At 60.5% G+C, this 26,623-nt stretch carries 21 protein-coding genes; 10 read left to right on the forward strand and 11 right to left on the reverse strand.

Annotated features, from left to right (window positions below; all coding sequences use genetic code 11):
- The first annotated feature begins 74 nt into the window (after positions 1 to 74).
- Together CH273_RS09940 and CH273_RS09945 are read left to right on the forward strand one after the other, a co-directional pair.
- Complete coding sequence (locus CH273_RS09940) at positions 75 to 599, forward strand: hypothetical protein (protein ID WP_230596728.1); 525 nt, start codon at positions 75 to 77, stop codon at positions 597 to 599.
- A 23-nt stretch (positions 600 to 622) separates the two neighbouring features.
- On the forward strand, positions 623 to 1,138 hold the full coding sequence (locus CH273_RS09945) for a hypothetical protein (protein ID WP_052049423.1): 516 nt from the start codon (positions 623 to 625) through the stop codon (positions 1,136 to 1,138).
- A 19-nt stretch (positions 1,139 to 1,157) separates the two neighbouring features.
- Here the strand turns inward: CH273_RS09945 and CH273_RS09950 are convergent, their stop codons facing one another.
- The 3 genes from CH273_RS09950 to CH273_RS09960 form a co-directional block, all read right to left on the reverse strand.
- Entirely contained in the window at positions 1,158 to 1,631 is a 474-nt protein-coding gene (locus CH273_RS09950; RefSeq protein ID WP_032394988.1) for an ArsR/SmtB family transcription factor, read from the reverse strand.
- Positions 1,628 to 2,737: a serine hydrolase gene (locus CH273_RS09955; RefSeq protein ID WP_032394989.1), complete on the reverse strand. Its 1,110-nt coding sequence runs from the start codon at positions 2,735 to 2,737 to the stop codon at positions 1,628 to 1,630. Before CH273_RS09955 ends, CH273_RS09950 begins: the two co-directional genes overlap by 4 nt.
- Before the next feature lie 91 nt (positions 2,738 to 2,828).
- Positions 2,829 to 3,602 (reverse strand): 8-oxoguanine DNA glycosylase OGG fold protein, encoded by a 774-nt coding sequence (locus CH273_RS09960; protein WP_032394990.1) that lies wholly within the window; start codon positions 3,600 to 3,602, stop codon positions 2,829 to 2,831.
- Positions 3,603 to 3,723: 121 nt separating this feature from the next.
- On the opposite strand from CH273_RS09960, the gene CH273_RS09965 reads away from it, so the two are divergent.
- The 5 genes from CH273_RS09965 (at position 3,724) to CH273_RS09985 (ending at position 10,046) form a co-directional block, all read left to right on the forward strand.
- Positions 3,724 to 6,174 (forward strand): AAA family ATPase, encoded by a 2,451-nt coding sequence (locus tag CH273_RS09965; RefSeq protein ID WP_032394991.1) that lies wholly within the window; start codon positions 3,724 to 3,726, stop codon positions 6,172 to 6,174.
- Positions 6,171 to 6,527 (forward strand): hypothetical protein, encoded by a 357-nt coding sequence (locus tag CH273_RS09970; RefSeq protein ID WP_032394992.1) that lies wholly within the window; start codon positions 6,171 to 6,173, stop codon positions 6,525 to 6,527. Before CH273_RS09965 ends, CH273_RS09970 begins: the two co-directional genes overlap by 4 nt.
- 42 nt (positions 6,528 to 6,569) lie before the next feature.
- Positions 6,570 to 7,217 carry a DUF6308 family protein gene (locus CH273_RS09975; RefSeq protein WP_143546196.1) on the forward strand — a complete coding sequence of 216 codons (648 nt, stop codon included), beginning with the start codon at positions 6,570 to 6,572 and terminating at the stop codon, positions 7,215 to 7,217.
- Positions 7,218 to 7,455: 238 nt separating this feature from the next.
- A complete protein-coding gene (locus CH273_RS09980; RefSeq protein ID WP_052049424.1) occupies positions 7,456 to 8,748 on the forward strand; it encodes a hypothetical protein in 1,293 nt (430 codons plus the stop codon).
- A 311-nt stretch (positions 8,749 to 9,059) separates the two neighbouring features.
- On the forward strand, positions 9,060 to 10,046 hold the full coding sequence (locus tag CH273_RS09985; protein WP_052049425.1) for a sigma-70 family RNA polymerase sigma factor: 987 nt from the start codon (positions 9,060 to 9,062) through the stop codon (positions 10,044 to 10,046).
- A 155-nt stretch (positions 10,047 to 10,201) separates the two neighbouring features.
- Here CH273_RS09985 and CH273_RS09990 read toward each other — a convergent pair whose 3' ends face one another.
- From CH273_RS09990 to CH273_RS10005, 4 genes are all read right to left on the reverse strand, one after another.
- Complete coding sequence (locus CH273_RS09990) at positions 10,202 to 11,092, reverse strand: GIY-YIG nuclease family protein (protein WP_179275449.1); 891 nt, start codon at positions 11,090 to 11,092, stop codon at positions 10,202 to 10,204.
- A 186-nt stretch (positions 11,093 to 11,278) separates the two neighbouring features.
- On the reverse strand, positions 11,279 to 14,389 hold the full coding sequence (locus CH273_RS09995) for a DEAD/DEAH box helicase (RefSeq protein ID WP_032394995.1): 3,111 nt from the start codon (positions 14,387 to 14,389) through the stop codon (positions 11,279 to 11,281).
- Positions 14,386 to 16,170, reverse strand: a complete 1,785-nt coding sequence (locus CH273_RS10000; RefSeq protein WP_032394996.1) for a phospholipase D family protein — start codon at positions 16,168 to 16,170, stop codon at positions 14,386 to 14,388. Before CH273_RS10000 ends, CH273_RS09995 begins: the two co-directional genes overlap by 4 nt.
- Positions 16,157 to 17,371 carry a DUF6361 family protein gene (locus tag CH273_RS10005; protein ID WP_032394997.1) on the reverse strand — a complete coding sequence of 405 codons (1,215 nt, stop codon included), beginning with the start codon at positions 17,369 to 17,371 and terminating at the stop codon, positions 16,157 to 16,159. The genes CH273_RS10000 and CH273_RS10005 overlap by 14 nt, the downstream gene beginning before the upstream one ends.
- Positions 17,372 to 17,809: 438 nt before the next feature.
- Between CH273_RS10005 and CH273_RS10010 the strand changes: the two genes are divergently transcribed.
- The 3 genes from CH273_RS10010 to CH273_RS10020 are packed head-to-tail and all read left to right on the forward strand — an operon-like array spanning position 17,810 to position 22,690.
- Positions 17,810 to 18,481 (forward strand): N-6 DNA methylase, encoded by a 672-nt coding sequence (locus CH273_RS10010; RefSeq protein WP_230596729.1) that lies wholly within the window; start codon positions 17,810 to 17,812, stop codon positions 18,479 to 18,481.
- The gene (locus CH273_RS10015) at positions 18,478 to 20,118 is read left to right on the forward strand and encodes an Eco57I restriction-modification methylase domain-containing protein (RefSeq protein WP_052049426.1); all 1,641 of its coding nucleotides are present in this window, start codon (positions 18,478 to 18,480) and stop codon (positions 20,116 to 20,118) included. Before CH273_RS10010 ends, CH273_RS10015 begins: the two co-directional genes overlap by 4 nt.
- Position 20,119: 1 nt before the next feature.
- Positions 20,120 to 22,690: a DEAD/DEAH box helicase family protein gene (locus CH273_RS10020; RefSeq protein WP_032394998.1), complete on the forward strand. Its 2,571-nt coding sequence runs from the start codon at positions 20,120 to 20,122 to the stop codon at positions 22,688 to 22,690.
- Positions 22,691 to 22,974: 284 nt separating this feature from the next.
- Here CH273_RS10020 and CH273_RS10025 read toward each other — a convergent pair whose 3' ends face one another.
- The 4 genes from CH273_RS10025 to CH273_RS10040 all read right to left on the reverse strand — a co-directional run bounded on the left by CH273_RS10025 (position 22,975) and on the right by CH273_RS10040 (position 26,600).
- On the reverse strand, positions 22,975 to 23,751 hold the full coding sequence (locus tag CH273_RS10025; RefSeq protein ID WP_082322434.1) for a class I SAM-dependent methyltransferase: 777 nt from the start codon (positions 23,749 to 23,751) through the stop codon (positions 22,975 to 22,977).
- Positions 23,748 to 24,416: a hypothetical protein gene (locus CH273_RS10030; protein WP_032394999.1), complete on the reverse strand. Its 669-nt coding sequence runs from the start codon at positions 24,414 to 24,416 to the stop codon at positions 23,748 to 23,750. The genes CH273_RS10025 and CH273_RS10030 overlap by 4 nt, the downstream gene beginning before the upstream one ends.
- 286 nt (positions 24,417 to 24,702) lie before the next feature.
- Positions 24,703 to 25,356 (reverse strand): response regulator, encoded by a 654-nt coding sequence (locus CH273_RS10035; protein ID WP_032395000.1) that lies wholly within the window; start codon positions 25,354 to 25,356, stop codon positions 24,703 to 24,705.
- A 38-nt stretch (positions 25,357 to 25,394) separates the two neighbouring features.
- Positions 25,395 to 26,600: a sensor histidine kinase gene (locus tag CH273_RS10040; RefSeq protein WP_306436886.1), complete on the reverse strand. Its 1,206-nt coding sequence runs from the start codon at positions 26,598 to 26,600 to the stop codon at positions 25,395 to 25,397.
- Positions 26,601 to 26,623 lie beyond the last annotated feature (23 nt).

The raw sequence follows: 26,623 nt of genomic DNA on the forward strand, positions 1-26,623 counted from the left end.
AACCTGGAGTTCGTGGTGCGAGGCCACAAACGGTCCGGTATGTCGTTGTGCGACATGATCGAAAGGCGTGCTGTATGCGAAAGACATTGCGGCGAGCGGTCGTATCGATCGCACTCGTAGTTCCCCTGATGCTCGGCATCGGTACGGGAACGGCCGTGGCAACTCCGCAGACCACTCTGCTCCAGATTCCGGTGGTCACCGGCTTCCAGATCGCACCCGGTGCCGTGCCCGGCGGGTTGTTCCAGACCATTCCGATGAAGGCCACGGTCGGTACCGGGCCGGGTGTTCTGCTGTTGTCCGCGGCGAATATCGCACCGTACGCAGACCAGTATCCGTACCGAAGTCTCGGCGTGAACTGGCGAAACTGGGACATCGGCTTCCGTGGAAGCGCGGGACTGCGGCATTGGCAGGACAACCCCAACCCGGGCCCGCCCAACGACCTGCCGCCGCTACACAGTGCGCAGTACCCGCGCGAAGTAGCTCTGCCCACCGGAAGTGGCTGGGTCGAGATCACCGTGACCCACTACCGCGATTACTACGACGGCGAGCCCTACGCCGACACGCTGATCCCGGGCAAAGGCTTGATCTACGTGCCGTGATCGCACCTACGAAAGGCAACTCAATGAGGAAATCGATCCGCGGCGGTGTCGCCGCCCTGGCGCTGACCGTCCCCCTGGTCTTCGGCATGGGTGCCGGTACTGCAACCGCTGCGCCGCAGGAGTCGGCACTGCAGGTGCCTGTCGTCACCGGGCCGGAATTCGTCCCTGCGGGCGTTCCCGGCGGACTTGTTCAGACCATTCCGATTCGCGCGGTGGTCGGTGAGAAGCCTGGTGAGGTACGTTTCTCGGCCGCCGACATCAGGCCGTACTACTACCAGTTCGCTTACCGGCACCTGACGGTCAACTGGCGCAACCTATCCACCGGTGAGGTGGGCTCCGCCGGCTTGCGGCACTGGAACGACGAGATCGATCGGACTCAGCCGGCCAATCAGGGTGGTCCGCAGGCCTACCGCCTGCCGACCGAGGTGACGGCTCGGACGGGTGCGGGTCCGGTATTCGTGACGGTGACCCACGACCGCGAGAATCCCGATGCGTCGAACGCCCTCATCCCCGGCTTGGGAGTGTTGTTCGTACCCTGACACGCGGTGTTGTAGGCGGTCAGGTACCCAGATCGCCCGCGATGTCAGCAGCAGCGAGCATCGAAACTAGCAGCGGCACAACTCGTTTGGCGGCGATTCGATAGTCGCCGCGACCCTGCTGCTCGACGATATTCGCCGAACTCAGCGTCTTGAGATGGTGATAGATCTGGCCGGACGAGCCGACTCCTACCGTCGCGTGTAGATCCGCCGCGTTCGCGGGGCCGTGTAGCAGTGTTCGCACGATCTGCAACCGCACCGGATGTCCCAGAGCAGCAAGCACTTCTGATGCCGACGGAACAGGTAACTCCACGATGGCGTCGGGGGAGTAGCCGATGTCCCAGCGGACCGTTCCGTGCAGATGCACGTCGCCTTGGTAGGCGATCATGCCGCCGGTCGACGGGGCGGCCTCGGGCTGCTGGGGAGCGTCGCGTCGTTCGAGCTCAGCGACGCGGGCTTCCAGCTCTGCCAGTCTCGATTCGAACTCTGCGCTCACACCACGCAGGCTATCCGGTCGAGAACCTCGGGCGAGAGCATCGCCTCGACAATGAGTTGCTGCTGTACGCCGAAATGGGCCATGGCCTGATCGAATCTGTCTGCGGAAAGACCGTCGGTGAGCCACACCGCCGTCGCGACTGTTCCGTCGTTGCGGCGCAGCTCGAATCCCTGGGTCAGCACACCGGGGAGGCTGCCCCCTTTGAAGCCGAGACCGCGGAGGCTGTCACCCGCGGGTTGCCATTCCAGTTGGCGCAGAATGGTGTTGGATGCCGCGCCGTAGGTCCCGTCCGTGAAGGCGCGATACATTCCGTTCAATTCTTCGGCCGAACCGCCACGGAAACTGCTCTCGACCCTGGATACCTGGTCCTCGTAGGTCGGCACTTGCACGGACGCCTCGGCCTGGGCCCGGAACTGCAGGTCGAATGCCCACTTCTGAGCGGTCTCCCAGGTATCTGCATCGGCGAGTTCAGGATCGAAGACCGAGAGCATGTCGGCCACCATGCTCGGTGCCTCGAAGTTCTCCCAACCTCCTGCGGCTGCGGCGTCGACGAGTGCTTGATCGCCGAGTCGGTAGCGGAGGTAGTCGGGCACCGAGTTGTCGCTCTCCTGGATCATCGCCGAGACCATGTCGTCGATGCGGACCGTGGCGTTGGGGTCGGTTGCGTTGGTGCCGGCGTTCGCAATACCCAACCGGGTCAAGGCCTTCGGATGTGCATTGGCGTCGGTGCCGGGCACGTACCAGCGCTCCCAATCCGAGAGAGCCACCTGATCGTTCGGATCGATCGTGCCGTTCGCGACTGCCTGGGCGTAGGCGGCGAGATGCACCACTTTGATCGCGGATGCGAGTACCTGCTGCTGGTCGGACCGATGTTCGACGGTTCGGCCGCGCCCGTCGTCGATGACGAGGCTGACGGTGTCGGGTGCTTGGTTGATCAGCCCGATCCACCCGTCCTCGGTGGCGAGGTCGGTCGAGGTCACCGGTGCACAGTTCTCGGGCGTCGGGGTAGTGGTGGTGGTCGCTGCAGTTGCGTCCGTGTCGGTGGCGCATCCGCCCACCAACAGCGCAGCTGCACAGGCGGTCGAGATCCAGGTCGAGCGTCGCATCGAGCTCTCCTAATCTGTTATTCCGTAATTACGGAATAACCATAGAAGCTGATGTGCGGCGCGGCAACCCCTCGTCAGGGGATCGAACTGTTCAGAACAGCGTCGGTGCGGTGTAGCGGCCGTGTCGTGCTTCGTTGAGTCGGGCGCTCCAGCGCTGCACGAGCCACATTTCGACGAGCTCGGGGCTGGTGCCGATGTCGGTGGCCCAGGCGGTGATGAGTTCGACGTAGCGGTCGTAGCGACGACGAGTGAATCCGGTGACGGACGGGTCTTCGAGCCATCCCTCGTGGATGAGTGTCGACACTCCGTATTGGTCGATCAGCTGTGCCGGGCCGCCGTAGACCGACGCCTTCACAGCCCACAGGAACGTGGCCATCAGGGACATTCCGACGCCCGGTGCGTCGGGCCATCCTGACCAGGTCGAGTTCGGGTGATCGGGCACTGCACGGTTCCGTACGCAGCTGTCGAGCACAGCGAGAGTCTTGGCGACGGGGTTCTCGTCGGGACGGCTGAGGTGCGGGTTCATGACGTCGGGGAAGCGCCGCATAGCCCTGCGGTGTCGGTGACTGCCCTGCCAGGCTGCACAGAGAAACAGTAGTCCGAGCGAATCGTGTTCGCCTATAGCCAGATCGGTGCCGATCCGAAGATCGTTGCGCTGCACGGTGGCACCGCCGTACTCGACGATTTCTCCGTCGAGGTTGCGGCCGCGTAGCCGAAGCTCGTGTCCTGCCCGGTCGAGGTGGCCGTTCCACCAATCCAGGTCCACCTCCACACCGTCGTCGAGGACATGCAGGTCGTAGCTGCGGTGCTGACACCACTGCACACAGGCCGTGGGCGGCGGGAACCCCTCGTCGAGTCGTGACATACCGCCATCGAAGCATCGGGTACCGACACACTCGGCGGCGTTTTTGATGTCCCTGCGAACTGTCGGTCCCATATGGAACTGTGGGGTCTGATTAGCCATCAGAACGAACAGGAGAGTGCCGGTGACCGTTGCCGACAGTGCTGTCGACAGGCCACTCGTCGACGTGGTGATCGACGCCATCGACGCGGACAATGACCTGCCCGACGAGGCCAAGTACTTCGTTCTCGCGGCCCTGGAAGGGCCGACGTCACTGCAGGAGCTTCTCGACGGCATCTCGACCCCGCACGTTCCGGAGCCGTCGGGGAGTCAGCTCCTCGAAGAGCCGGTCGGTGCGTTTTTGACCTCAATCAGTGTCGCGGGTTTCCGCGGTATCGGGCCCAAAGCAGCGCTGGAGCTACACCCCGCGCCGGGCATCACGATCGTCAGTGGCCGCAACGGATCGGGAAAGTCGAGCTTCGCCGAGGCTCTCGAATTCGCTATCACCGGTTCGAGTTACCGCTGGGAGAACAAGGCCAAGCTGTGGGCCGATACCTGGCGCAATCTGCATCAGGGAGACCCGTGTGAGGTGCGGGTGGGGCTCACGATCGAAGGGTCCGAACCGACGGTTGTCGGTGTCGACTGGACTTCCGACGCCGCGCTGAAGGGATGCTCAACCTGGACTCAGGTGGGAAAGCAGAAGCGCGCTACCGGTACCGATGCACTTGGGTGGAAGTCTGCCGTCGAATTACATCGCCCGATCCTGTCCTACGACGAAATCGGCGGACTGTTCGACGCGACGCCGTCCACCCTGCACGACGCCCTGGCGAAACTCCTCGGACTCGACGAGATCACCGATGCCGACAAGCGACTGGCAGCGGTACTCAAGGAGATAAAGGGGCCCCGGCAACGATCAGCGGAGAGTCTGCGCCAGCTCAAGGCCTCGTTGTCGGATGCGTCGGACGATCGTGCGAAAACTGCTGCAGACCTGGTCAAGAAGCGGGTTGCGGATCTCGACGCGGTGCTCGCGCTCGCCACCGGAGCCGACGCGTCGGCATCACCCGCGCTCATCGGTTTGAAGCGGCTCGCAGCGTTGAGCGCCCCGGCGCAGCAGCGTGTCGACGAGGTGGTGGCGGAGCTCCGGGCAGCTGCGGCCGATACCGCGGATTCTGCTGATGAGGCACTGTCGGTGGTGGAGCAGCGCAACGATCTGCTCGATGCGGCCCTGCGACTGCACAATGAGACGGGCACTATCGAGTGCCCGGTCTGCGCGACGGGGACGCTCGACGATGCGTGGGCCGGGCACTCGCGGGCGCAGCTCGCCGAGCAGAGCCAGAAACTGGCCGCCTACAAGCACAGCCGCCGCCGACTCGACCAAGCGCAACGCGCCGCAGTCGAACTGGGTAACGAGATCGCCGACGCCACCGCGGTGGAGGGCGTCGACCTGCCTTCCTTGTCCGCGTATCGAAAGTCCGTCGCCGTGTTGCGAGAGCAACCGTCGAGTTCTTCCGGTGTGGCGGACCACTTGGCTGCGACGATCCCCGCGGTGATCGAGTCTGCTGAGGCGTTGCGCACCGAGGCCGAGGAAGCGGCGGCTCAGCGTGAGGACACGTGGGCACCGATTGCTGGACGTCTGGCCGCGTGGGCCACCCTCGAATCCGCGGCGCGAGAGGCTGATGAGGCAGTCAAGAATGTCGACGCGGCCAAGAAGTGGATTGCCTCGCATGCCAAGCAATTGAGGGACCAGCGGCTCGCTCCGATTGCCGAGCAGGCACGCGACATTTGGGCGGAGTTGCGGCAGGAAAGCAATGTCGACATCGGTGCTATCAACTTGGTGGGCCACAACACCAGCAGGCGAGTGGTGATGACCGGCTCGGTCGACGGCGTGGAGTCCGAGGCGCTGTCGGTGATGAGTCAGGGCGAGCTGCATGCGTTGGCATTGGCACTGTTCATACCGAGAGCGACTACGCCGAACAGTCCGTTTCGATTCATCGTGCTGGACGACCCGATCCAGGCGATGGATCCGGCGAAGATCGATGGCTTCATAAAGGTGCTGTCGACGCTCGCGAAGACCAGGCAGGTCATCGTGTTCTCGCACGATGATCGATTGGCCACTGCCATCAGGCAACTCGCTGTCGACGCTCGACTGGTGGAGGTGATGCGCGAACCAGGTTCCAACATCAGTGTTTCCGAGACTCAGAATCAAGCGACCCGCTACTTCAACGATGTCCGGGCATTGGTCTTGGACGAGAATGTGCCCGAGGACGTCAAGCGGCGAGTTGCGCCGGGCTTGTTCCGGTTGGCGCTGGAATCTGCTGCGCAGCAGGTGTTCTATGCAAAGCAACACCGGGCGGGAAAGTCTCGGCTGGCGACCGAAGAGCGGTGGTCGTCAGTGCACAAGACGCGCAACAAGATTGCGCTGGCCGTGCACCAAGATTCCGAACGCGACCTATCGCAGTGGCTGGGCTTCCGCACCGAACGCTTCCCGACGCTCCACATCGCGAATGCCGGTACTCATAACGGTGCAGATCGACCGATCACCTGGGAAGTAGTGAACGATCTGAAGAAGATGGTCGACGGGATCCTCGCCGAATGAATACGACCACGTCGCCGGCAGTTGCGCTCCGCAACGCGGAATTGCTGCTCGACGGAAGCCATGGTGCTGCAGGCGGATCGGCGCGTCTTGCTGCGTTCCTCGCTCGGCAGGCATTGGAGGAGCTGGTAATCGAGCGTTGTGTGGCGCTGGGCGTAGATATTGAGCGACCGAGCATGCGATCGCGGCTGGTGATCTTGCGGTCACTCGACACAGCCCAGAATGCTAGTGCGGCCGCGATGGCATGGAACAGATTGAGCAACGCATGCCACCACCATGCGTATGAACTTGCGCCGACGGTGGCTGAGGTTCGGCACCTGTGCGGTGTGGTGGCGACCTTGCTCGACAATGAATGATCCCTGAAGTAGGAGACCGAGTTGGCCAAGGACGATCCACACATGCCCGATCTCATTGCGCAACGAGACTCGAAGACCGCAATCCGATTGTGGAAGCAGTACTTTGCGCTCGATTCTCAAGGCAGGCCGAACTTCAGTGGCTCGCAATTCGAGAGGTTTCGGGGCGGCGGCGATAAGGCCACCCGCGACGTGTTCACCTCCGATGACCTGGTGGCGGTCTCGCTACTGAGCGTCAATGTGCCCGCGCAGTCGGCGTTGCGCATTCTTGGCCCGGACGCCGACCGGTGCAGCGCACTACTCGAAGCAATCCCCACAGGACTCACACTCGCGGATTCGCCAGAGTCCACTATTGGCACCGGGTCGTCTGCGGCACAGCTGTGGCGCTTGTTGCGTCAGTCGTCGACTCCGACGCGGGGCGCACATGATGGAATCGGCAAGACGACGACGAGCAAACTTATAGCCCGGAAAAGACCTGACCTGATTCCGGTGTGGGACAGCGTTGTGACCGGCCTGACTGGTCAGGACAGCAAGGGTAGCTGGGCATGGCTGCGATCGGAGCTACGCAGCTCCGATTCATCACTCGACCGATGGATCAGAGACACTGCGCCGGACGAATTGATCGATATTTCCACCATTCGGCTATTGGACGTGCTTCTGTGGATGGTGGGTTCAGGTCGACATCGAGGATGAGACAGAGCGGCTCGACAGGCTGTTCGATGAATGTGCACGACGCAGTCAGGCGAAGGAAAACGACCGTGCATCGATGAACGACGGTTGGAACCATGGCATCGCGCCAGCAGAGAACTTGATCATTGGTATGAAAGGCGCGCGGTTGGGTCTGGCGTGACTACGGCGAAGTTGCCGATGCCTCCAGAACCTGTCGGTCTGTTCGGTTATGGTGAGCGCCAACAACCTCAGGAGGCTTTGGATGACCGACGACTGGATGAACCAGGAATTGACCGACTTCGACAAGGAGCTGCTCGAGTCCTCTGGAATATCGGTGCACGTCGAGCCGGAGGGCCTGCTGATTTCGGGTGATGACGACGCAGTGGCCGGATATCTCAGTCGGATCAAGGATCTTGTAGGCGACGGTGTGCAGGTTGCTGGCGTCGACAAAACCGCGGTAGCGAACGCGGGTGGAATGGTTGCCGGTGCAGCCGCAGCGAAAATGCAATACGGCCACTTCGTGCGGCTTGCTCCTCAGAGTGTCGACATGCTGAAGTCTTACAAGGTCGTTCCGGGGATCCCGGGGTACAACCGAATGACCCTGGTCGACTCTGGCCACAAGTTCCGCCATCAGATGCAGTGGCAGCAGGTCGCGATGACGCCGACCCGCGCCTTGGGACTGCAACTCATGATGGTGCAATTTGCCCTGCAGACAGCAATCACCGAGGTGTCGGACGGGATCAAGCGCATCGAGGGTGAGGTCGACAAAATACTCCGTCTCGCCGAAGCGTCGCGTGTGGGGGATGTCATCGGCCATCACTCTGCCTTGTCGCACATCGTCAAGGTCTACAGGGAGACGGGCGCGCTTCCTACGACAGATTGGGAGAGCGTTGCCTCGCTGGGTCCGCAGCTTCAAGTCGGTATCGAGCGACTTCGAGACCATGCGAAGCGCACTGTCAACAGCTTCGACGCGGACAAGCCGGTCCAGGAGCGCGCCGCGTATCTGACCCGAGCAGTCAAGGACGAGCGTCTCGGTGAGACCCTGCAGCTTTTGGTTATCGCAGAGAGTTCGCTCTACCTGTGGCAGACGCTCCGTATTGCTCGTGTGCGCGCTGTTGAGCCCGAACACCTCGACGCAGTCGTTGCGTCGGCACGGAAGATGCTTGCTGAGCACGTTGAGCGGGACGGCGACCTACTGCGTCACGCTCGGCTTGAGCTGTCCAATTACGGCACGGTCAAGCCGCTCGAGATTGTGCGATGGATGGCGACAGGTGATCTCAAACGTGATATCACCCAACTGCGCAATGACTTGGACGCATTCGCGTCGGCACGGAACAGTCAGGTCACCGGTTGGATCGACAACGAGGACCCATCCATCGGCGACGCTTTCTCCGAATTGGGTAACCGTGCGAAAGCAGTTGGTGGTGCCGCAGCTGAAATCGGTGGCAAAGCAGTCAGCATCGGCGCAGCGGGTGCAGGTTGGATCGGTAGAGGTGTGAAGGGCATAGTCTCGAAGGGTCCGTCACAAGCAAATGACGCGAGCGAAGAGCGCTGACATAGGACCAACGCGTTTAGTCCGTGCCCGCATTGGCCGAATGCTGCAGTGGTTATCCACGCATCCAGTAACGCTAGTCGGGGCGAGTCACGACACTTTGGTCACGAATTGATCCGTTCCTTCCAGGGCCAGGTCTTACGGTGCGCGGGATGATAGGTGCTACCAACTCGTATCCGTGCGCAGAAAGACGTCATCATTGACCCCGAAGAGATGCTTATCGACAGTTCCGATAGGCGTGGCAATTTCGCCGGTGGGAGCAGGCACGGTTTTGAGCCCTGTTCTTACAGCCGGGAATTTGAAAGAATGCGCTGGTGAATGGGTTCGATATTGAGCTGGTGACCGCTGCTGATGAGCGGTATCAGGAAAACGGTCTTGAGTTTGAGAGATACGGTTTCGAGGGGATTGGATTCTACTTACGGCAGATCGGCCGAGTGGCTCTACTCGATGCGCAGGATGAGGTCGAGCTCGCCAAACGGATTGAGGTTGGACTCTTCTCGGACTACCATCTCCGGAAGTTGAAGGAAGGAGGCGTCACTCTGCCGTCGTTTATTCTGCGTGATTTGACGTGGGTGGTAAGGGATGGTCGCCGCGCTCGAACGCACCTGATCGAAGCGAACCTGCAGCTCGTTGTTTCTCTCGCGAAGCGGTACCAGCACCGAGGTCTCGACTTACTCGATCTTGTACAACACGGCAACCTGGGACTTCTCCGGGCAGTCGAGAAGTTCGATTACAAGAACGGCCACAGATTCTCGACTTACGCGGCGTGGTGGATCCGGCAGCCGATCGTGCGCGGTGTCTTCAACGAAGCTCGACTTATAAGGCTCCCAGTCAATATTGAAGAAGCTATGGCGAGGATCGAGCGAGCCGAGTCCACGCTCGATCGAGAAGCGCAGGGCAAAGCAACCGTGGACATCGATGCGGCCGAGGTGGACATGTCCGAAAACGACACCCGTGAGCTGAAGAATGCTGCAAGGACGGTGTCCAGCCTAGAGCGGCTCGTGTACGACACAGACAGTCGCTATGCGGACTTGGCCGATAAGGATGAGGTCGCTGTGATTGATCTTGTCAGTCACTCGCTGCTATGCGATCAATTGGAGTCCGTTCTCGAGACGCTCTCCGCGCGTGAAGCCGCCATCATTCCCCTTCGTAAATGTATCGGACTGGGTCGGCGCTTGGAACGCGACGAGGTCGCTGAGATGCACGGGGTGACGACTGAACGAATTCGCCAGATCGAGACCGAGACACTGAAGAAATTACGTCATCCCTCCAGATCGCAGGTGCTGCGAGACTATGTTTGAGTAGTCGAAAAATCTGAGCCGCGCATGGGTAGTTTGCAAATAACTACCCATGGGATTTGCGAGACCACCCACTCTGAAAGGCCAGATGTCAACCAACGCTGGGCATCTCGTTAGTGACGACGTGAGTGCAAGGTTTCAGTGGTCAGACCATTTGACTATGCTGCGTAGATCGTGCGCAGACTGAGTGCTGATGCAATGGCGTCTAGGAACTCTCGATTCGTCAGGTACCACTCTTCGCCGACTTCGTTTCGGCTTCCTTTGCGCGTCGGTTCCCGACGTGGATTGATATGCCCGGCGGTTTCGAGCAGCCGTTGAAACGTTTTCTCAACCCACTCCAGATCTCGGTCGTCGGTCGCATAAGCACGGATGGTGACTAGGGGCTCTGGTATGTGGGCGCGAGCACCACGTCGGTGGTCCTCAATCCGGCGCGCCACGTCTTTGGCGCGGCCCACTTTGATCAGTGTGTTCTCGCTCTGGGCGTCGAGTGGACGTTCGAGGTACCACCCATAGGAAAATGCGTAAATCCCTGGAACCTCGAGCAGGGCGCCCAATTCTTTCTGCTCATTATCTTCGGCTTGTGCCTCCGCCTGTGCTTCATCTTCTGGATCGAGGGCGACGATTGCGTTCAGCACCGAGGCTCTATGTGCTGCCAATAACTCGAAGGCAGCAGGCGATAGGACTCCGCGCCCACGTTTTAGAAGGCCGTTCAATGCAGATGCGACGGCCTTGAGCATGGTGGGTCCAGTTGGTACTTTCCCGTACAAGGCAGCGTCGATGTGCGCCTGATACTGATACACGAAACCCTGTGTCTCAACATTCAGGCGGTCTGCGATTGCCCTAGCGTCGAGTCCTTCTTGCGTAAGGTTAAAAACATCGCCTATACGGCCCTCCTGCTGCGAGATGAAATCTGCAAGTTCTTCACGTGGAGCGGGCTCAGGTGCTCCGTCCTCTTGCTTGCCGAACATCGGCACACTCCCCTCCGCCGCACAATGTGTGGCCTTCATGCAAAGGCCTTGTGAAATCGATGGTACGACGATGGTCTTCACGGGAGGGCTGTTCTCAGTACACCTTGCGTGAGCTTCACTCCGAGGAGAGGAAGTGTGGAAGGGTACGATCTCTGATCTCATCGGTTCAAATGCCTCGCGAGCCGCAAAGTATGTAGACGAGTATAGTCGGCACACCAGCGATTTCAGTTGTGCCATAATCGATAACTCTGAATTGTCTTCGTCCGTTCACGGCGGTGGCGAGAGGTCGATGCGCATCTCGGTCAACACTTCCGGCTTGGCTTCGAGGCCCCGCTTGCGTAGCAGCGCTAGCATGTCCTCCTGACGCGGCTGCCCGAACGTCAACCGATACAACGCCAGGTCGCTCTTCAGGCGTTCTAGCCGGGCGACGTCGACGCTGAGCGGATATGGCGAGAGGTGCCGCTCGATCTTCGCCGGGCCCGGATACACCCAGTACGGCGCGAAATCTCCAAGAGCAGCCTGTTCGTCCTTTCCCAGCTCGTAAGCCGCGCGCCACGGATTATTCGTCGCAAGCATGGCGGCACCGTGGCGGTGGGCTAGGTTACGCCGGACGGCATGTCCACCGAAGCGGTCGATGCGTCCCTCGCGCTGTTCGAAGTCGACAGGATTTGCGGGGGTATTCCAGTGAGTGATTGCCGAGCACCACCAATGAAAATCGATCCCTTCCTGCCCGACGCTGGTGCTTGCCAGCACGAAGGGCCAGAACGGGCTGTTGAACGACCGGCGTACGTCGGGCTGGCGGACATTCTCGTCGGTGTTGCCTCCTCCGTAGCGCAGCGCGAAGCGACTCGTCATACGAATCGGATCGTCGGGGTGGTCCGGGTCGAATACCCGGTAGGTCGACGGCGTCAATGTCAGTGCAGTCGTGACGTTCTCCGCAATCGCCATCAATGAATCGTCGTCGAGCTCGGCTTGAGTCTCGCTGGCTATGTGGTGGAGGTATTCATCCATGACCGCTTGCAGATTTCCTGCCGCGCAGTAGCGAAGCACCTTCTGCCAGTACGCGCCGCTTTCATGCAGCTGCTCGAGCAGCACGATGGTGTCGTGTCGGTTGAACAAGGTTCGGAAGCCGGCGGCGACGGTGGCCGCGGCACTCCAGAGTCCGGCTTCGGTCACTGTTGGGTAGTCGGCCGCAAGCCGGTGCAGCGCACGCCAAGCGATGTTGCCCGGACTGTGGGCAGCGAGGGTGGCTACGGTGGGCGCGACGGACGCCATCTCGACGTCGGAACCCTCGCGTGCCAGTTCGAGGGCCTCGTCGACGTGTGTAGCCAGGCCTCGCTGTCCAGTCGCGTCATCGGTGTCGGCGGATGAATGTCTACCGAGCGCTTCGATAATTCGGTTGCGACCACTTAGTCCGCCGTCCAAAAATGCCTGCGGCAGTGAGTCTTCGAAGGCAATCGCCGCGCGCGCCGCCTCCGCCACCGCGGACACACCGTACTTGGTCGTTCCCGAACGTAACTCTCGCGTCAGGGCTGCCTCCACGGCCGCTCTACCAACCGGTGCGCGGTTGAGCTGAGCTGCAGCAAGCGGATCGGCGCGCCTCGCGAGTCCCGGCATCGGCCAGAACAACGCCAGAGTGGTCATTGACTCGGCCCGACCACCCGCAACGCTGTAGTTGAGAAGACTGCGCTGGCTACGGCGTCCGGAGTGCTCTCCTTCTTCGCGCGTGGACTCCATAGATGCTGCCCGAGAGGCACGTTGGCTCAGCAGGCTCGCGATCGCCGTTGGCGTCGCCGACCACGAAGAGAACACCAGGCGCTTCGTAATCCCTTGCGCCCACGGCTCAGCGTACGGGCCACTCGGCTCTAGGTACGGCAGCGACGGCGGCATCCACAGCAGTCGCCACCAACCGTTATCGACTGTCTGCCGGGCGAGAGCGCGAAGCTTGCCGTTGCCCAGGTCGACCTCGCCGGTGCCCGATGCCGCGATGGGGTCGAGCCGGGAGAGTGCACGGACAGCGGGGCGGATGGACTCCGCTTCGCCACCCCTGAGTCGCGTCTTGAGCTGCTCGGAGAGCTTGTACCCGTCACAGAAATTGGTAAAGTAGGGCGTCGATTTCCAGTATTCCAGGCTGACATCGCCTTTGACTAGGCTTGAAAGATGTTGAAGTGCGACATAATCGAGCAGATCGGTAGCCGATAGATCATCCACGACTTCGATGTGTTCGGACAGCATTCCGCCGGCGACACCGACGGGCCGTTCGCTGCGGCTCATCACCTGCAGCAGCGTCGCTCTCAGTCGGGCCGCGAGCTCGACAACGGAACGCCCCTGGGTTGCCGCTGTGCGGTAGTCGGCGAGATCGTGTCTGACGTCTTCGGCGATGTCGGCGTCCAGAAAGATGATGGTGCGGAGGAAGTCTCGGTGGTGATCGTCGCCGGATTCCTCGGCATAAGTGAACGGCTTGTACGGCGTCGCGGAGAGCAGGAGTACTCGCGTGTCGGGGTAAGAGAACAGCTGATCAGCAAGCTTTCCCTGAGTGCTGCTCGCGTCGAGTAAGTCGGGAAATCGCTGGAATTCGTCGAGGATGACGAGATCGGGATTCAGAACGCTGAGCCCGGCGTGGGCAAGCTCGCTGCGCATGTCGCTGATGAGTCGCCGTACCTCGTCGGCCATGTCGAGGGGGACGTCGCGCTTGCGGCCGATGCGCTCGAGCTGGTCAGTGAATCTGGCGATGAGGCCATTGCGGTTACACGCAGCGAGGAATCTCTTGGAGATCTTGGGATCAGGTGGACCTTCGAGTGAGGACTCGAACCAGTCGATGTGATTCTCGAATTTCTCTCGTGACCCGATTTGGCCTCGCAGCAAAACCAGCGCGGCGTGGCGGTTCCATCCCGTGAGGTCGATTACGTTGCCCAGCAACAGGAACACCAGTGCGCGCTCTTCTACCTGGCCGGACTGGTGGCCGGTATGGAACGAGGTACCCGGGGTGAACGACACCAGGTTGACTTTTACACCTCCGGCGTCGAGATCGGGTTGCAGCTCCCTGGTGTATTTGGCGAGGAGGCTCAGCCGGCTGGGTATGCCCTTGTGCTGGCCGCCGGTAACGTCGAGACGAGATAGGTTCTGCGCAGCGAGGTCGCTGTTGGAGCACACGTAGACCACGTTTATCTGCTTGCGCTCCGGCTCGTCTTGCAGTTTCTCGATGGTCCGGGCGATCACGCCACGGGCGACGAGGCTTTTGCCCAGACCTGTCTCGTCGGAGACGAGGAACCTCCGGCACGAACCAGGTCGGTCGAGTTGTGTCATCACGTGCTCGACGGTGCGCTGCTGAAACCCCTTGAGCCCTGCAATGACGGGGGCGGCGTCGAAAGTGGTCATCGGATGGCCTCCGGGGTGAGTTTCATTCGGCTGGCGGTGACGACATCCCAGAACGCGGCGAAGCCCTCCGGCAGATTGGCGGCACCATTCTCGGTGGCCAGCATTCGTCGGACGAGGCGGTCGAGATCGTCGATCGACTCAGGCGAGCGAGCGAGGGCGCGGATCACGATCTCGAACACCTGAGGCGCCGGCGCGAGTCCACCGCGGGACCCGGCGGCCGCGTCACCGAGACCCATCATCGCCAACGGGTGCGACTGTCCCAGCCCGAGCAAAAGCGCCATAAAACGCAGGAACTTCTCCGGGGTGTTGATCTGCGAGGCGAGGACCTCGTCGAGCCTGCCCTTCGGGTCGCCCCGAAGCTCGGCCCGCACCACGCACGCTGCCTCGCGTCCGGCGTCGTCGGTGAGGCGCAGTCGCAGGAACGGGCTGACCTCGATCAGCGGGACGCCCTCGACAGTGCCGTGGTTGGTGCGGCCGTCCTCGACGGCGCAGGCCACACCGGGGTGCGCCAGCGGCTCTGCTTGCGCGGTCATATCCGCGGGCACCGTAGCGCCGTCACGCGTCTCGAAGCGAAGCGAGTATGCGTCCTCGGACCGACCGACCGAGACCACCCACCTACGCGACGCCAGCACGCGCAGCGCATTCTCAAGCTGCCACTGGGCCTCGGCATCGGGATCTGGAAGTGCACCGCCCACGGCGTCATACTGCTCGAGCATCCCGAGGAACGGCGAGCCCGGATCGAGCATGGTCCCTACCCCGAAGTTCTTCTTGCCCCCGGTCAGCTGGACGAGAATCTCGACGTTGCGGTTCAGCGCGGCATCGGTAGCGTTCGCCGAGCCTAGAAACAGGTGGGCCTGTTGGCTGCGCTCTACAACAACGAGTTTGGCGTGCAGATCGTTGAGCAACGCAGCAGGCTTGTCGCCTTCGGTGGCGTCTCCGTCGTCTAGTCCGGCAACGGTGCTCACCACATACGTGGCGTCCAGGCCCTGCACGGTCTCCGGTGCGAGTGAATCGAGCGACGATGCGCGCGAGACCACCGTCGCACTCTTACTTCCCTCTGTCAGCTGAGCAAGACCGGCATCATTGAGGAACGGCGAGACCACAAGGTGGCGGTAGCCGGTGAAATCCGGGGCGGCTCGTTCGTTCGCGACACCGAAAACGTGGAATACGAGCTCGGTCACGCCCTCGGGCCGCTCCCATTCCAGGTAGCGGACGTCCTCGGCCAGCTGGTCGATGCGGGCACGTCGGTCGGCGGGCACCGGCCGTTCGGTTCGACCTGGCAAAGACCTGATGAGGGCACTTAGCGGCCGGTTGGCAGCAGTTGCACGCGTTCCGCGCGAGGCGTCGAGGGTGAGCGAGACATCCCAGGCGTGGTCCTCGGTGAGATTTCGGCTGAGCACGACCAATCGGTACACATCCGGCTCGTCATCAGTGGTGAACCGCATGAGCCAGAGTTTTGGATGGAAGAGGCCGCCGGGTGGGGTCTGCACCTCGTGAAGCATCGGCTCCAGAAACGCCGTCAGCGCGGTGTATTTCGATGGAGCACGCATGTTGCCTTGTTGGGCAAAGACATCGACCCGGTCTGCGCAGGAGCGGACCGCCTCCAGCACGCTCACTGGGTCGGTTGTGCTGCGGACCGCAAAGCTCGCGAAAGCAAGTGGAGGCACGAGCGCTGCGGTCAGGTCGAGGGTAAACGTGGTGCCCACTGCCGCGTCCAGTCGATAGCCCACGGGCGGGCGCAGCTGGTCGATCAGGGTCCTGCGGCTGTCAGGCGCCAGCATTGGCAATTCCCTCTCTGATATCGGTAGCGATGCGCCGGACCTGAGGCCAACGGTAAACGAGCATCGACGTGCCCGAGGCCCCGGACCAGGTGCGCAGCAGCCGATCGTTGACCAAGCGAGACTGGGCGCCTTTCTGGCGACGCTCTCGCATCTCCACCAGCGAGCGGATGTCCTCGTCGTCGGCGGCCGTGGCACCCCGGCCGGCAAGAATGGCGTCGATCCACTCGTCGACGAATGCGCGAGTTTGCAGCCCAATACGTGGGTTGGTGGTGCACACCAGATCCCACATCTCTTGGCGGTCCCAACCGCGGAGCAGTTCACCGTCGGACTCGATGCTCTCGGCCCAGTCGCTCAGACGTTCCCGATAGCGTTGGACGGGTTGCGGTTGGGTGGTCATTCCGGCAGCCTCGTAGCGCTCGGCGATGAGCAGGTTGTACAGAAGGGCAGAGCCGTGCATCACGAGGCTGAAGAGTCGACCGTGCTGCAGAAGCGAGGCGGGCGGTCCGTGGGCGGAGAGGCACGACGGGTTGACCCAAGGTGGGGTGTCATCGTCGTCCAGCGGGGTTTCATCGACGAGTAGGTGGGCGAGCATCGTGCCTGGGGCGGACTCAAGGATGCGCTCCCGCAACCACACGGCTTCTTCGCGCAAGAGTTCCAGGCCGCCTTCGACGCTGGCGGGAAATCCTTCCGGCGCGGCGGGCAGTGTTGGGTGCCAGTCCTGTGTTCTGCGGACGGCGATCTCGTCGTCCGCCCCCACGGCTGGCCCGAGTGCGCCGAGCATCCCCGGTTGGACATCGCGGGCAAGTATGCCGTACCGGCCTAGGGCTGCCCAGTAAATTGCAGACGGCAAAGTCTTGACCACGGGCCCGGCGACGCGCCCTATCAGGCCCTGCCCTGCGCCGACACCTTGGTCCTTAAGCGCTTTGATGAGCCGGCGCTCCTGGACATCGGTCCAGGCCTCAAGCTTGGCACCGCTGCGCGCCTTGGCACCTTGCGTGAAAAGCCATGGGATGAAAAGAAAGTAACGCGCCCGGGTGTGAATGGTCGAGGTGCCGGGAAAGAGTCCGTCGGCAAACGCGTCGCGGATCTGGCCGATGCCGAGCTCGTCGCGGCTCTCCGACTGGGTGTAAAGCGCGATGAGCTCACGGACGCGCCGCTGCTCGTCGGCGGATGTGTCGAGCCAGGACAGCGTTGACGGCACAGTTGATCCCCTTACGGACGCGAACGATCAGCGTAACGGCCGTGGAACAGGACCGAGACCATTTGGTGCTCTTTAGGGGACGGGCAAGTTTTTCCGGCTGCTATCGCCCGTGAGCTTGTGGCTAACCGCCCTTTGAAGCGCGAAGCTGTTGCAGCGCAACGAGTGTAAGAAGATCGCTGCGCGCACTCTGTTGCCATATTGTCGGTACGACGTTCGAGAGAAAGATGGGTGGCCGTTGATCTCGATGGGATCGGCAGGTGATTAGCTCGTTTAACAATTCCTCGCATGAGACCGTCTCGGTTCGAGGAAAACGGGTTCGGGCTACGGACCGACAGCTGACTCGCGTCGAGTTTGAGACAATAGGTTTGGACCGTACACGCGGTCCGATCCTCATGTCACACAATCAACCGACGTGGGGCAGTCTCGAAGGGTAGGAACGTGAAGCTGGAACAACTCACCGAGATCGGCAGCACAGCGGCGCTGCCACCGTCGTTGGTTAGGTCGAAGAAGCGTGTGGCAGACCACGGCGAAGTCTTCACGCCCTCGTGGCTCGTCGACGACATGCTCGACCTGGTCAAGGGTGAGGCGGATCGCGTTGACTCTCGCTTCCTGGAACCCGCCTGCGGGTCCGGCAACTTCCTCGTGCAGGTGCTGATCCGCAAGTTAGCTGCTGTCGAGCGCCGGTACGGCAAGTCGGACTTCGAGAAGCGCCACCAATCCCTCCTCGCGCTCATGTGCATTTACGGCATCGAACTCCTTGAAGACAACGTCGCGGAGTGCCGAGAGAAGATGCTGATTCCGTTCTGCGAATACCTAGGACTTAGCGAAACTGATGACCTCTACCGCGCAGCCGCCTATGTTCTAAGTGTGAACATTGTGCATGCGGACGCTCTTACTATGAAGTCGCTGTTGGGGCCCCCCATCGTATTCGCCGAGTGGGCCTACCTAGGTCGCGGCCGATTCCAGCGCCGCGACTTCCGATTCGAGTCAATGACGCAGCGAGCCGCTTTCGCCATCGAAGACGGGCTGTTCGCCGACGCGGGAAAGCACGAAATTTTCACGCCGCTGAGGGTCTACGAGCCCGCCACGATTGGCGAGGTGGCAAGGTGACCGAGACCCAGTCTCCCTACGCGATTCGAACGCGGAACCCCGACGTTCTTTCGTGCATCGCCAACCTCTCCAATGACGAAGTGTTCACCCCGCCAGATGTCGCGAACCTGATGCTCGACACGCTCGCCCAGAGTTGGGCGGCTACCAACGACGGGGCCGACCTCTGGGCTGACTCGACCGTAAAGTTCCTCGACCCGTTTACCAAGTCAGGGGTGTTCCTCCGTGAGATCACCAAACGTCTCGTCGATGGATTGGCCGAATATCTCCCAGACCTTGGAGAGCGCGTCGATCACATCCTCACCAAACAGGTCTTCGGAATCGCGATCACCGAGATCTGTTCGTACCTGGCGCGCAGGAGTTTGTACTGCTCGAAGGACGCAACCGGCACGCATTCGATAGCGAGGTCATTCGACAACCCGAGCGGCAACATCTGGTTTGAAAGAACCGAACACACCTGGGTCGGCGGCACCGAATGGGTGTACACGGCTGATCAGAGTGGCGACCAGGTCAAGCGTTTCACCAATGGACGGTGCAAGTTCTGCGGATCGCCGCAGTCGACTCTGGACCGAGGAGCAAATGCCGAAACCCATGCCTACGCCTTCACGCATACGGACGACGTTGCGGCGAGCGTTGCCAAGACCTTTGGAGATGATATGAAGTTCGACGTCGTCGTCGGAAATCCGCCCTACCAGCTGCAGTCCGATGGCGGCACGCGCGACGTGCCTATCTATCAGCACTTTGTGGAACAGGCTAAGAGACTAGATCCACGTCTAATCGTGATGGTCGTTCCCTCGCGATGGATGGCCGGAGGGCTCGGGCTGAACGAGTTCCGAAAGACAATGCTCGCAGACAGGAGGATCCGTGAATTGGTCGACTTCCCGAACGCCGCGGAAGCGTTCCCGTCAGTCGGCATCAACGGCGGCGTGTGCTACTTCGCTTGGGACTCCACCTACGACGGAGAATGCAACGTCACTATGATCCGCAATGGAGAGGTCATCGGACCAGTCCCCCGATCATTGGACGAATTTGACGTTCTTGTTCGCGACGCGCGAGCCCTGCATATTCTGCGCAAGGTGATGAAGTTCGACGCACTCTCAATTAACACTATTCTCGCTCGCGATAAGGAGTTCGGCTGGACATCTAACTTTGACGGATTCCGGGCCCAGGAAAAACTCGGGGATGTTCCTCTCTACTACATCCGCGCATCGAAACGCGGCCACGGGTACATTGCCAGAACCAAAGTCACCAAGAGTGCTCACCTGATCGACACCTGGAAGGTATTAGTCCCCAAGGTGGGTTCAGGAAGGGAGCGTGAGAAGTCTGGCGTGGACATGGTGCTCGGGCCGTCGATGATCGCACCGTCGCCATCCGTTTGTACTCAGTCTTTTTTATTTTTCCACGTGCAGTCCGAGGACGAGGCGAATAGTCTCCGCTCGTATTACGCGACCAAGTTCTTCCGCTTCCTCGTGTCGCTGCGAAAAATCACTCAGGACGCCACCCATTCGACCTACTCGTGGGTCCCCCTTCAGGACTGGAACCGCGAGTGGACCGACGCGGATTTGTATCAGAAGTACGCCTTCACTGAGGACGAGATCACGCTCATCGAGTCGATGATCCGGCCTATGGAATTGGGTTGAGGTGAACAAGCCGACCGTCGAAGAGATCCTCGCACCGAAGCCTCACGAGCGGCTGCGTGTCTACGCCTGGACTCCAAATGACCCGCCCACCGACTACGCGGGGCTCATCAAGATTGGGCAGACGACACAGCCCGACGTCAACGCTCGCATCAAGCAGTCGCAGGGCCAGATGCAGCAGGCCTACACGTTGCACGTCGACGAACCCGCCGAGCGCTGGGACGGAACGGTCTTTCGAGACGGACACGTCCGGCAGCGTCTGATCGACAAGGGTTTCGAGAACGTCAAGATTGGCTCGTCACGTGAATGGATGCGTTGTACTCCTGCAAACGTGAAAGCCGCTGTCGTTGAGTTGCAGAGAGGCCTTCGGCTGACCGGAGCTCACCACGATACCTTCGAGATGCGTGAAGAGCAGAAGCGAGCGGTTGCGCAGACTATTGACTACTTTCGGTCACGCTGGGATGAGAATGCAAACGCGGTTCCGCGTTTCCTCTGGAACGCCAAGATGCGGTTTGGCAAGACGTTTGGATCCTATCAGCTGGCTAAACAATTGGGGGCCAGGAAGGTCCTCGTCGTCACGTTCAAGCCTGCCGTCGAGGATGCGTGGAGGACCGACCTTGAGTCGCACGTGGACTTTCAGGGCTGGCAGTATGCGTCAAAGGCATCTGGCATCGACATCACCCAGCTAGATCAGACAATGCCCATCGTCTACTTTGGCTCCTTTCAGGACCTTCTTGGCAAGGACGAGGCGGGATCCATCAAATCGAAGAACCAGTGGGTCCACACGACTGTGTGGGATTTCGTGATTTTCGACGAGTATCACTTCGGTGCGTGGCGCGACACGGCGAAGGAGTTGTTTGAGGGCGAGGACGATTCGATCGTAACGAAAGCGATGAAAGTCGAGTACACCGATGGTCTGGCTGAGGTGAACAGTGATTTGGACTACGACATGGAGGAGGAAAATTTCCTCCCTATCAAGACCCGTGCCTATCTGTACCTTTCTGGCACGCCTTTCAAAGCGCTAGCGAGCGGTGACTTTATCGAAGAGCAGATCTTTAACTGGACCTACACTGACGAGCAGCGCGCCAGCGCCGAGTTTAGCGCCAGTAAGTCCGGGGAGTGGAACCCCTACGGAGCGCTCCCGCAAATGCGACTGCTCACGTACAAGATGCCCGAAGAGATTCTCGCCGTGGCATCGGCGGGAGAATTCGACGAGTTCGACCTCAACGAATTCTTCACCGCTGAGGGCATCGGAGCCGCGGCGGAGTTTAAGTACAAGGACGAGGTCCAAAAGTGGCTCAACATCATCCGGGGCCAGCACTCGGTTCAGATCGAGTCAGACCTTAAGAAAGGCACTAAGCCGCCCTTCCCCTACTCGGATGTGCGCCTGCTGCCTTACCTGAACCATTCGCTGTGGTCGCTGCCACGACGGTCGTCGTGCGACGCGATGGCAAATCTTCTCGCTGAGAAGCACAACACTTTCTGGCACGACTACACGGTGGTGAACCTCTGTGCCCCGAACGTCGGGGTCGGGCTTGACGCGTTGCCTCCGGTCAGGAGCGCCATCGCGGGCGGATTTGACACCAAAACCATCACGCTGACGGTCGGTAAATTGACTACCGGAGTCACTATCCCGCAGTGGTCATCCATCCTGATGCTGCGCAACCTGAAAAGTCCGGAGTCGTACTTTCAGACAGCATTCCGTGTTCAGTCGCCCTGGGCGATCAAGAACCCCAACGGCGACAATCCCAATGAGGAATTGGTCTGGAAGCCGGTCTGCTATGTCTTTGACTTCGCTCCGACTCGCGCGCTGCGTCAGTTGAGCACCTACGCCATCGGTCTTTCGCCGTACGAATCCAACCCCGAGAAGGCTGTAGCCGAACTGATTTCCTTCTTGCCGGTGCTGGCTTATGACGGCTCGCACATGACTCAGATCGACGCAGGCGGTGTCCTCGACATCGCGATGGCTGGCACGTCGGCGACGCTCCTGGCCCGCAAGTGGGAGAGCGCCGTACTGGTCAACGTTGACAACGTCACGCTCCGTAAGGTCCTCGACAGTCCCGAGGCGATGGCGGCCGTTGAGCGTATCGAGGGCTTCCGAGCGCTCGGCGACAACATCATTGAGACGATTATCTCGAAGGCCGAGAAGATCAAAGGTCTCAAACAGAAAGATGCGCACGGCGTCCTGTCTTCCCATGAGAAGAAGGAACTCTCCGAGGAGGAGAGGGAGTACAAGCAGAAGCGAAAATTAGTACAGGAGAAGCTGATCAAGTTCGCCACTCGCATCCCGGCCTTCATGTACCTCACCGACTTTCGCGAAAATTCGTTGAAGGACGTCATCACTCAGTTGGAGCCGGACCTGTTTCGTACGGTCACCGGCCTGACGGTCGGTGACTTCGATCTGCTGGTGAGCCTGAACGTCTTTAATAGCGCCCACATGAACGACGCCGTGTTTAACTTTCGTCGCTACGAGGACGCCAGTCTTGCCTACACCGGCATCGACTCACACGAGGGTCTGACCCGCTACGGGTTGTATGACACTGTGGTCGCCATCGAAGGTGAACCAACGCCGTGATCGCTCAAGGGGGACTGGGGAGACGGTGAGCCTGTTTGTGCTGGTGTTTGCCCGACCGATTGCTGCTTCATTTCGATGAGACTGAGGCCTTGAACGTGTTGTTGCCCAGTTTGTTGATGGGACTTTGAACCTGCACGGTTAGGTTGCATAGACGATCAATGCATCTCACCGCGGTGCTTTCATGCCAGTGCCGTGTGGCAGCTTGCTCACTATGAGCGACTACGGTGGAATGCTCAGAGAATTGCCGTGGCTTGTGCCGGTGTGGAAAGTTCAGGACGGCGACATCACTGGATTCGACACCTGCCACCCAGAAATCGTGGAAACTTCCACGTGTCGATATAGTCCGTCGGTACCATCGAACGAACAGGCGTAGGTTCGATAATCTCTTCAGGCAACAAGTTGTGATCGGCGAATGCGTTCAAATACGTGGACAGGGGCCGGTGTACGTGAGTTGTTCTCACGCCAGTTGAACCTGCGGACGATCGAAATTCAGATTCAATCTGTATCTCGGCGTTGTAGTCGTACCAGCTGGCCCTGTCGTATCCCCAGTATGAAGGCCAGAACGCGGGATGTGTAATAGTCCACACAAAAGACGCTCCGGGCTTGCCAAGCTCATGAATCGCGTGGAGTGTCCCCTTTAGGTCGAGGGTATCCATTAAGACCATGTTCGCCACCAGGACGTCGAATCGTTGGCGAGATTCTGGACTTTCAGAATATTGCTGCACGGTCTGATTGGACCACTCGCAGTTGTCCGATTCTGCACCAATTTTCATGGCCAGATCGAGAGAGCCTCCACTGGGATCTATTCCAACTGCTCTCTGCGCATATTTCGCGAGCTCTACTGTTAGATTTCCTGTACCGCACCCGATGTCCAACACGTCTGCTTGCTCATGCAAGCGCCCTCCCAGAAGGGAAAATACTGTCGGTGATAATACGTGCAGATAACTTAAATCTGTGCCGGCCCGAATGTCGTTCGATCGTCGGAAGGCTAGGCGGTCCCATTCCTTGGCGATTGATTGTTCGGACTTCCCGTGGGTTCTACGTGATACGTGATTGGTCATTGCGTCGAACCGTTGTGATCTATCCGAAGTGAGGGCGAATCGTCTGGCCGAACTGAGGTGCTCGGATTAATTGCGCGTAACAGAGATGCCAAGTCTTGTGCAAGGGAATAGGCCGGGTGACCGTGCTGTTCCGCGAAGGTTTCAATAGTATGGCGCTTTGTACCCTCATTCCGTCCGATGGTAATTCGGACTTCCGCTCGATCGACGTTTGTTATGGTGAAACGCGTTTTGGTGGGCGGTGTAGCCGTTCCGTAGTAGTGAACTGTCGCGCTCTCTTTTTGCAGCATGGTGCTTAGCTCGGTTGGACCGGGCATTACCAAAGTCAGATCGCCCGCCCGCGCCTTGTTGGTAAGCATGTCCTTCATGTTTTTGTCGTGAGCCCAGCTCATGTCTCTCGTGAAAATGCACACGCGGTTTCCATTGCAAACGAGATCGTACATGAAATCTCGAATTTGGGTCTCAGATTTTAGGACCTTGATTCGTGACTTGTAATAGTCCTGGATTTCAGTGAACAGCAAGAATGCTGTCAGGGCGACGATTAGGAGGATGCCGGCGGCCTGCCATATGCTTATGTTAGTCGTTGGATCCTTGAATGAAAGAACTAGGCGTACGGATGCGCCCAGTGATACTAAGATGGTCACTAGCTTGATCAAGAGAGCGCGCATGATTTCCCTTCTGTCGGTTCGTGGGCAGCGTACATTGCTTGTGCGTTGACTGAAAATGCGGCTAGCCTCGAACCTTCTTCATGCTAGTGGCGGCCTCGAGTCAGCCGGTCATTTCGCACATACGGTCTACGTAGTCGGCTCCTATTATCGCTAGCTTTTCACTCTTCGGAATGCCCCGGTTCGGAGACTGCGTTGCTCAGTACGTTCGATCGACTCTTCGTCTCAGTCGACAGATCGTTGATTGTACTGGCGACTTCCCGGAGTCAGCGGTTCCGGCCTTGCCCGCTCACGTGACCATTCCCGCCCGGAAGGCAGCCAGTGCCGCCTCCACTCGATTGCGCACACCGAGTTTCACGAAGATCCCGGAGATATGGGTCTTCACCGTTGTGTCGCTGAGGAATAGCTCCGAGGAGATGTCCGCGTTGGTCGAACCAGTAGCCAAGATACGCAGCACATCTCGCTCCCGTGGGCTCAGCACATCCATCGACACCAATTGCCGGGCCACCGGCAACACCGACGTTGCCACGATCTTCCGAAGCGAATCCTCACTGAATAGCGTGTTGCCGGATGCCACCGCCCGAACCGACTGATGGAACGTCTCGGGTGCCTCGCTTTTGCTCAGAAAGCTGTGCGCCCCCGCCTCGATGGCCTGTACCACTAGATCGTCGACATCCATCGCTGTCATCGCAATGACTTTCGGCGGATGGGCCAGCGTCATCAACTCGCGGGTGGAGTCAAGTCCGCCGACCCTACGCATCTGAAGATCCATCAGCACCACGTGCGGCCGGAACGCCGCAACAGCAGCGGGAACTTGATCGCCGTCCTCCACGTCGGCCACCACCGAAATGTCCGGGGTCTTCGCGAATATGTCCGTCACTCCACGCCGAACGAAGGGGTCGTCGTCGACGATCAGAACGGTGATCACGGCTGGCGCTGTCATGGTTCGCTGAGCTTAGAACGCGACTCCGACAATGCCCGTCAGGAGTACCACGGCAACCAACACGAGACCACGAATTCACCCGGGTGCGGGCCGGCCGCGAATGTGCCGCCCACCCCGCGGACCTGTTCGGCCAACCCTGCCAACCCCGTGCCCGACCCGTGCTCGAACGCCGGTTGCCCCACCAGTTGATTACGCACATCGACGCGGACGCCCGCCTGATCTGACCCGTACACCGCTACCCGAATGGTCGAACCGCCAGCATGCTTCTGTGCGTTGGTGAGCGATTCCTGCACCACCCGATACGCCACATGACTGCTCGCAGCGCCAACTTCACCGGGCGTCACGTCGAGCATCAGCGTCGTGTGCAAGCCCGCGTCCCGCGCCGAGTGCACCAGATCGGAGATGCCCTCGACGCTTTGCCGACCACCGCTCGAGGCATCGGCCGATCCGCGCAGCACACCGATGATGCGCTTGAGCTCGTCGAGCGCCTCGTGCGCGGTCTGCCGAATCGTCGACGCAGTTTGGGCGACCTTCTCGGGTCCATCGGCGCTGTTGACTTGCATTCCGCCTGCGAACAGCGAAATCCGACTGAGGCTCGCCGCGAGGGTGTCGTGCATGTCGCGGGCGATGCGGGCACGTTCCGCATTCAGCAGCATCTGCTCACGAAGAGCATTGGACTCCACCGTCACCTTGTCCCGGGTGGTGACGGCCTTCGTCAGGTCGGATCGCGTGCGGCGCAGCACTGCTCCACCCACGACCAACCCGACGAGCACTGCCGCGACGACCCACGGAATCCACGCCGCGACGTCCCATTCGACTGGCGTCGACCCATCCTTGGTCTTGGTCGAGCCGATGGTCAGGACGGAGTAGTACCGACTGCGATGCGCGTCGTACGTCAACGACACCCCGCACGCGACGTACACCGCGACTGCGGCCATCGCCAGCGGCTTGGTTCGTGCGAACGCACAGACAGCAAACAGGGCAATCAACGCTGCCGTCGCATCGGTGGCGAAGAACAGCGGCCCGGCCAGAGCCAGTCCCAGAACCACCCATGGCCGTTCGTGTCGCCAGATCAAGGCGACACCGGCGATCAGGTTGAGCGTGACTCCGAGGCCCAGGTTCCACCGAGGCGTCCCGGACGAGCCCGCCAACCCGGCGGTCATCAACGAGCAGAACAGGCTGAAGGCCACCGCCGCCGTAGTCCAGGCTTTGCGGCGCAGGGTGCCTGTCCGGTGGGTGCTCACGAACGCAAGCGTACGGCCGAGCA

The organism is Rhodococcus sp. 05-339-2 (genome assembly GCF_002258965.1).
Lineage (GTDB): Bacteria > Actinomycetota > Actinomycetes > Mycobacteriales > Mycobacteriaceae > Rhodococcoides.

Bases quoted from the DNA above. Each gene is read 5' to 3' on its own strand.
- CH273_RS09940 (WP_230596728.1), top strand. From the start codon at position 75: ATGCGAAAGACATTGCGGCGAGCGGTCGTATCGATCGCACTCGTAGTT.
- CH273_RS09955 (WP_032394989.1), bottom strand. From the start codon at position 2,737: ATGCGACGCTCGACCTGGATCTCGACCGCCTGTGCAGCTGCGCTGTTG.
- CH273_RS09945 (WP_052049423.1), top strand. From the start codon at position 623: ATGAGGAAATCGATCCGCGGCGGTGTCGCCGCCCTGGCGCTGACCGTC.
- CH273_RS09975 (WP_143546196.1), top strand. From the start codon at position 6,570: ATGCCCGATCTCATTGCGCAACGAGACTCGAAGACCGCAATCCGATTG.
- CH273_RS10000 (WP_032394996.1), bottom strand. From the start codon at position 16,170: ATGCTGGCGCCTGACAGCCGCAGGACCCTGATCGACCAGCTGCGCCCG.
- CH273_RS10025 (WP_082322434.1), bottom strand. From the start codon at position 23,751: ATGACCAATCACGTATCACGTAGAACCCACGGGAAGTCCGAACAATCA.
- CH273_RS10030 (WP_032394999.1), bottom strand. From the start codon at position 24,416: ATGCGCGCTCTCTTGATCAAGCTAGTGACCATCTTAGTATCACTGGGC.
- CH273_RS09970 (WP_032394992.1), top strand. From the start codon at position 6,171: ATGAATACGACCACGTCGCCGGCAGTTGCGCTCCGCAACGCGGAATTG.
- CH273_RS10035 (WP_032395000.1), bottom strand. From the start codon at position 25,356: ATGACAGCGCCAGCCGTGATCACCGTTCTGATCGTCGACGACGACCCC.
- CH273_RS09995 (WP_032394995.1), bottom strand. From the start codon at position 14,389: ATGACCACTTTCGACGCCGCCCCCGTCATTGCAGGGCTCAAGGGGTTT.
- CH273_RS09980 (WP_052049424.1), top strand. From the start codon at position 7,456: ATGACCGACGACTGGATGAACCAGGAATTGACCGACTTCGACAAGGAG.
- CH273_RS09960 (WP_032394990.1), bottom strand. From the start codon at position 3,602: ATGTCACGACTCGACGAGGGGTTCCCGCCGCCCACGGCCTGTGTGCAG.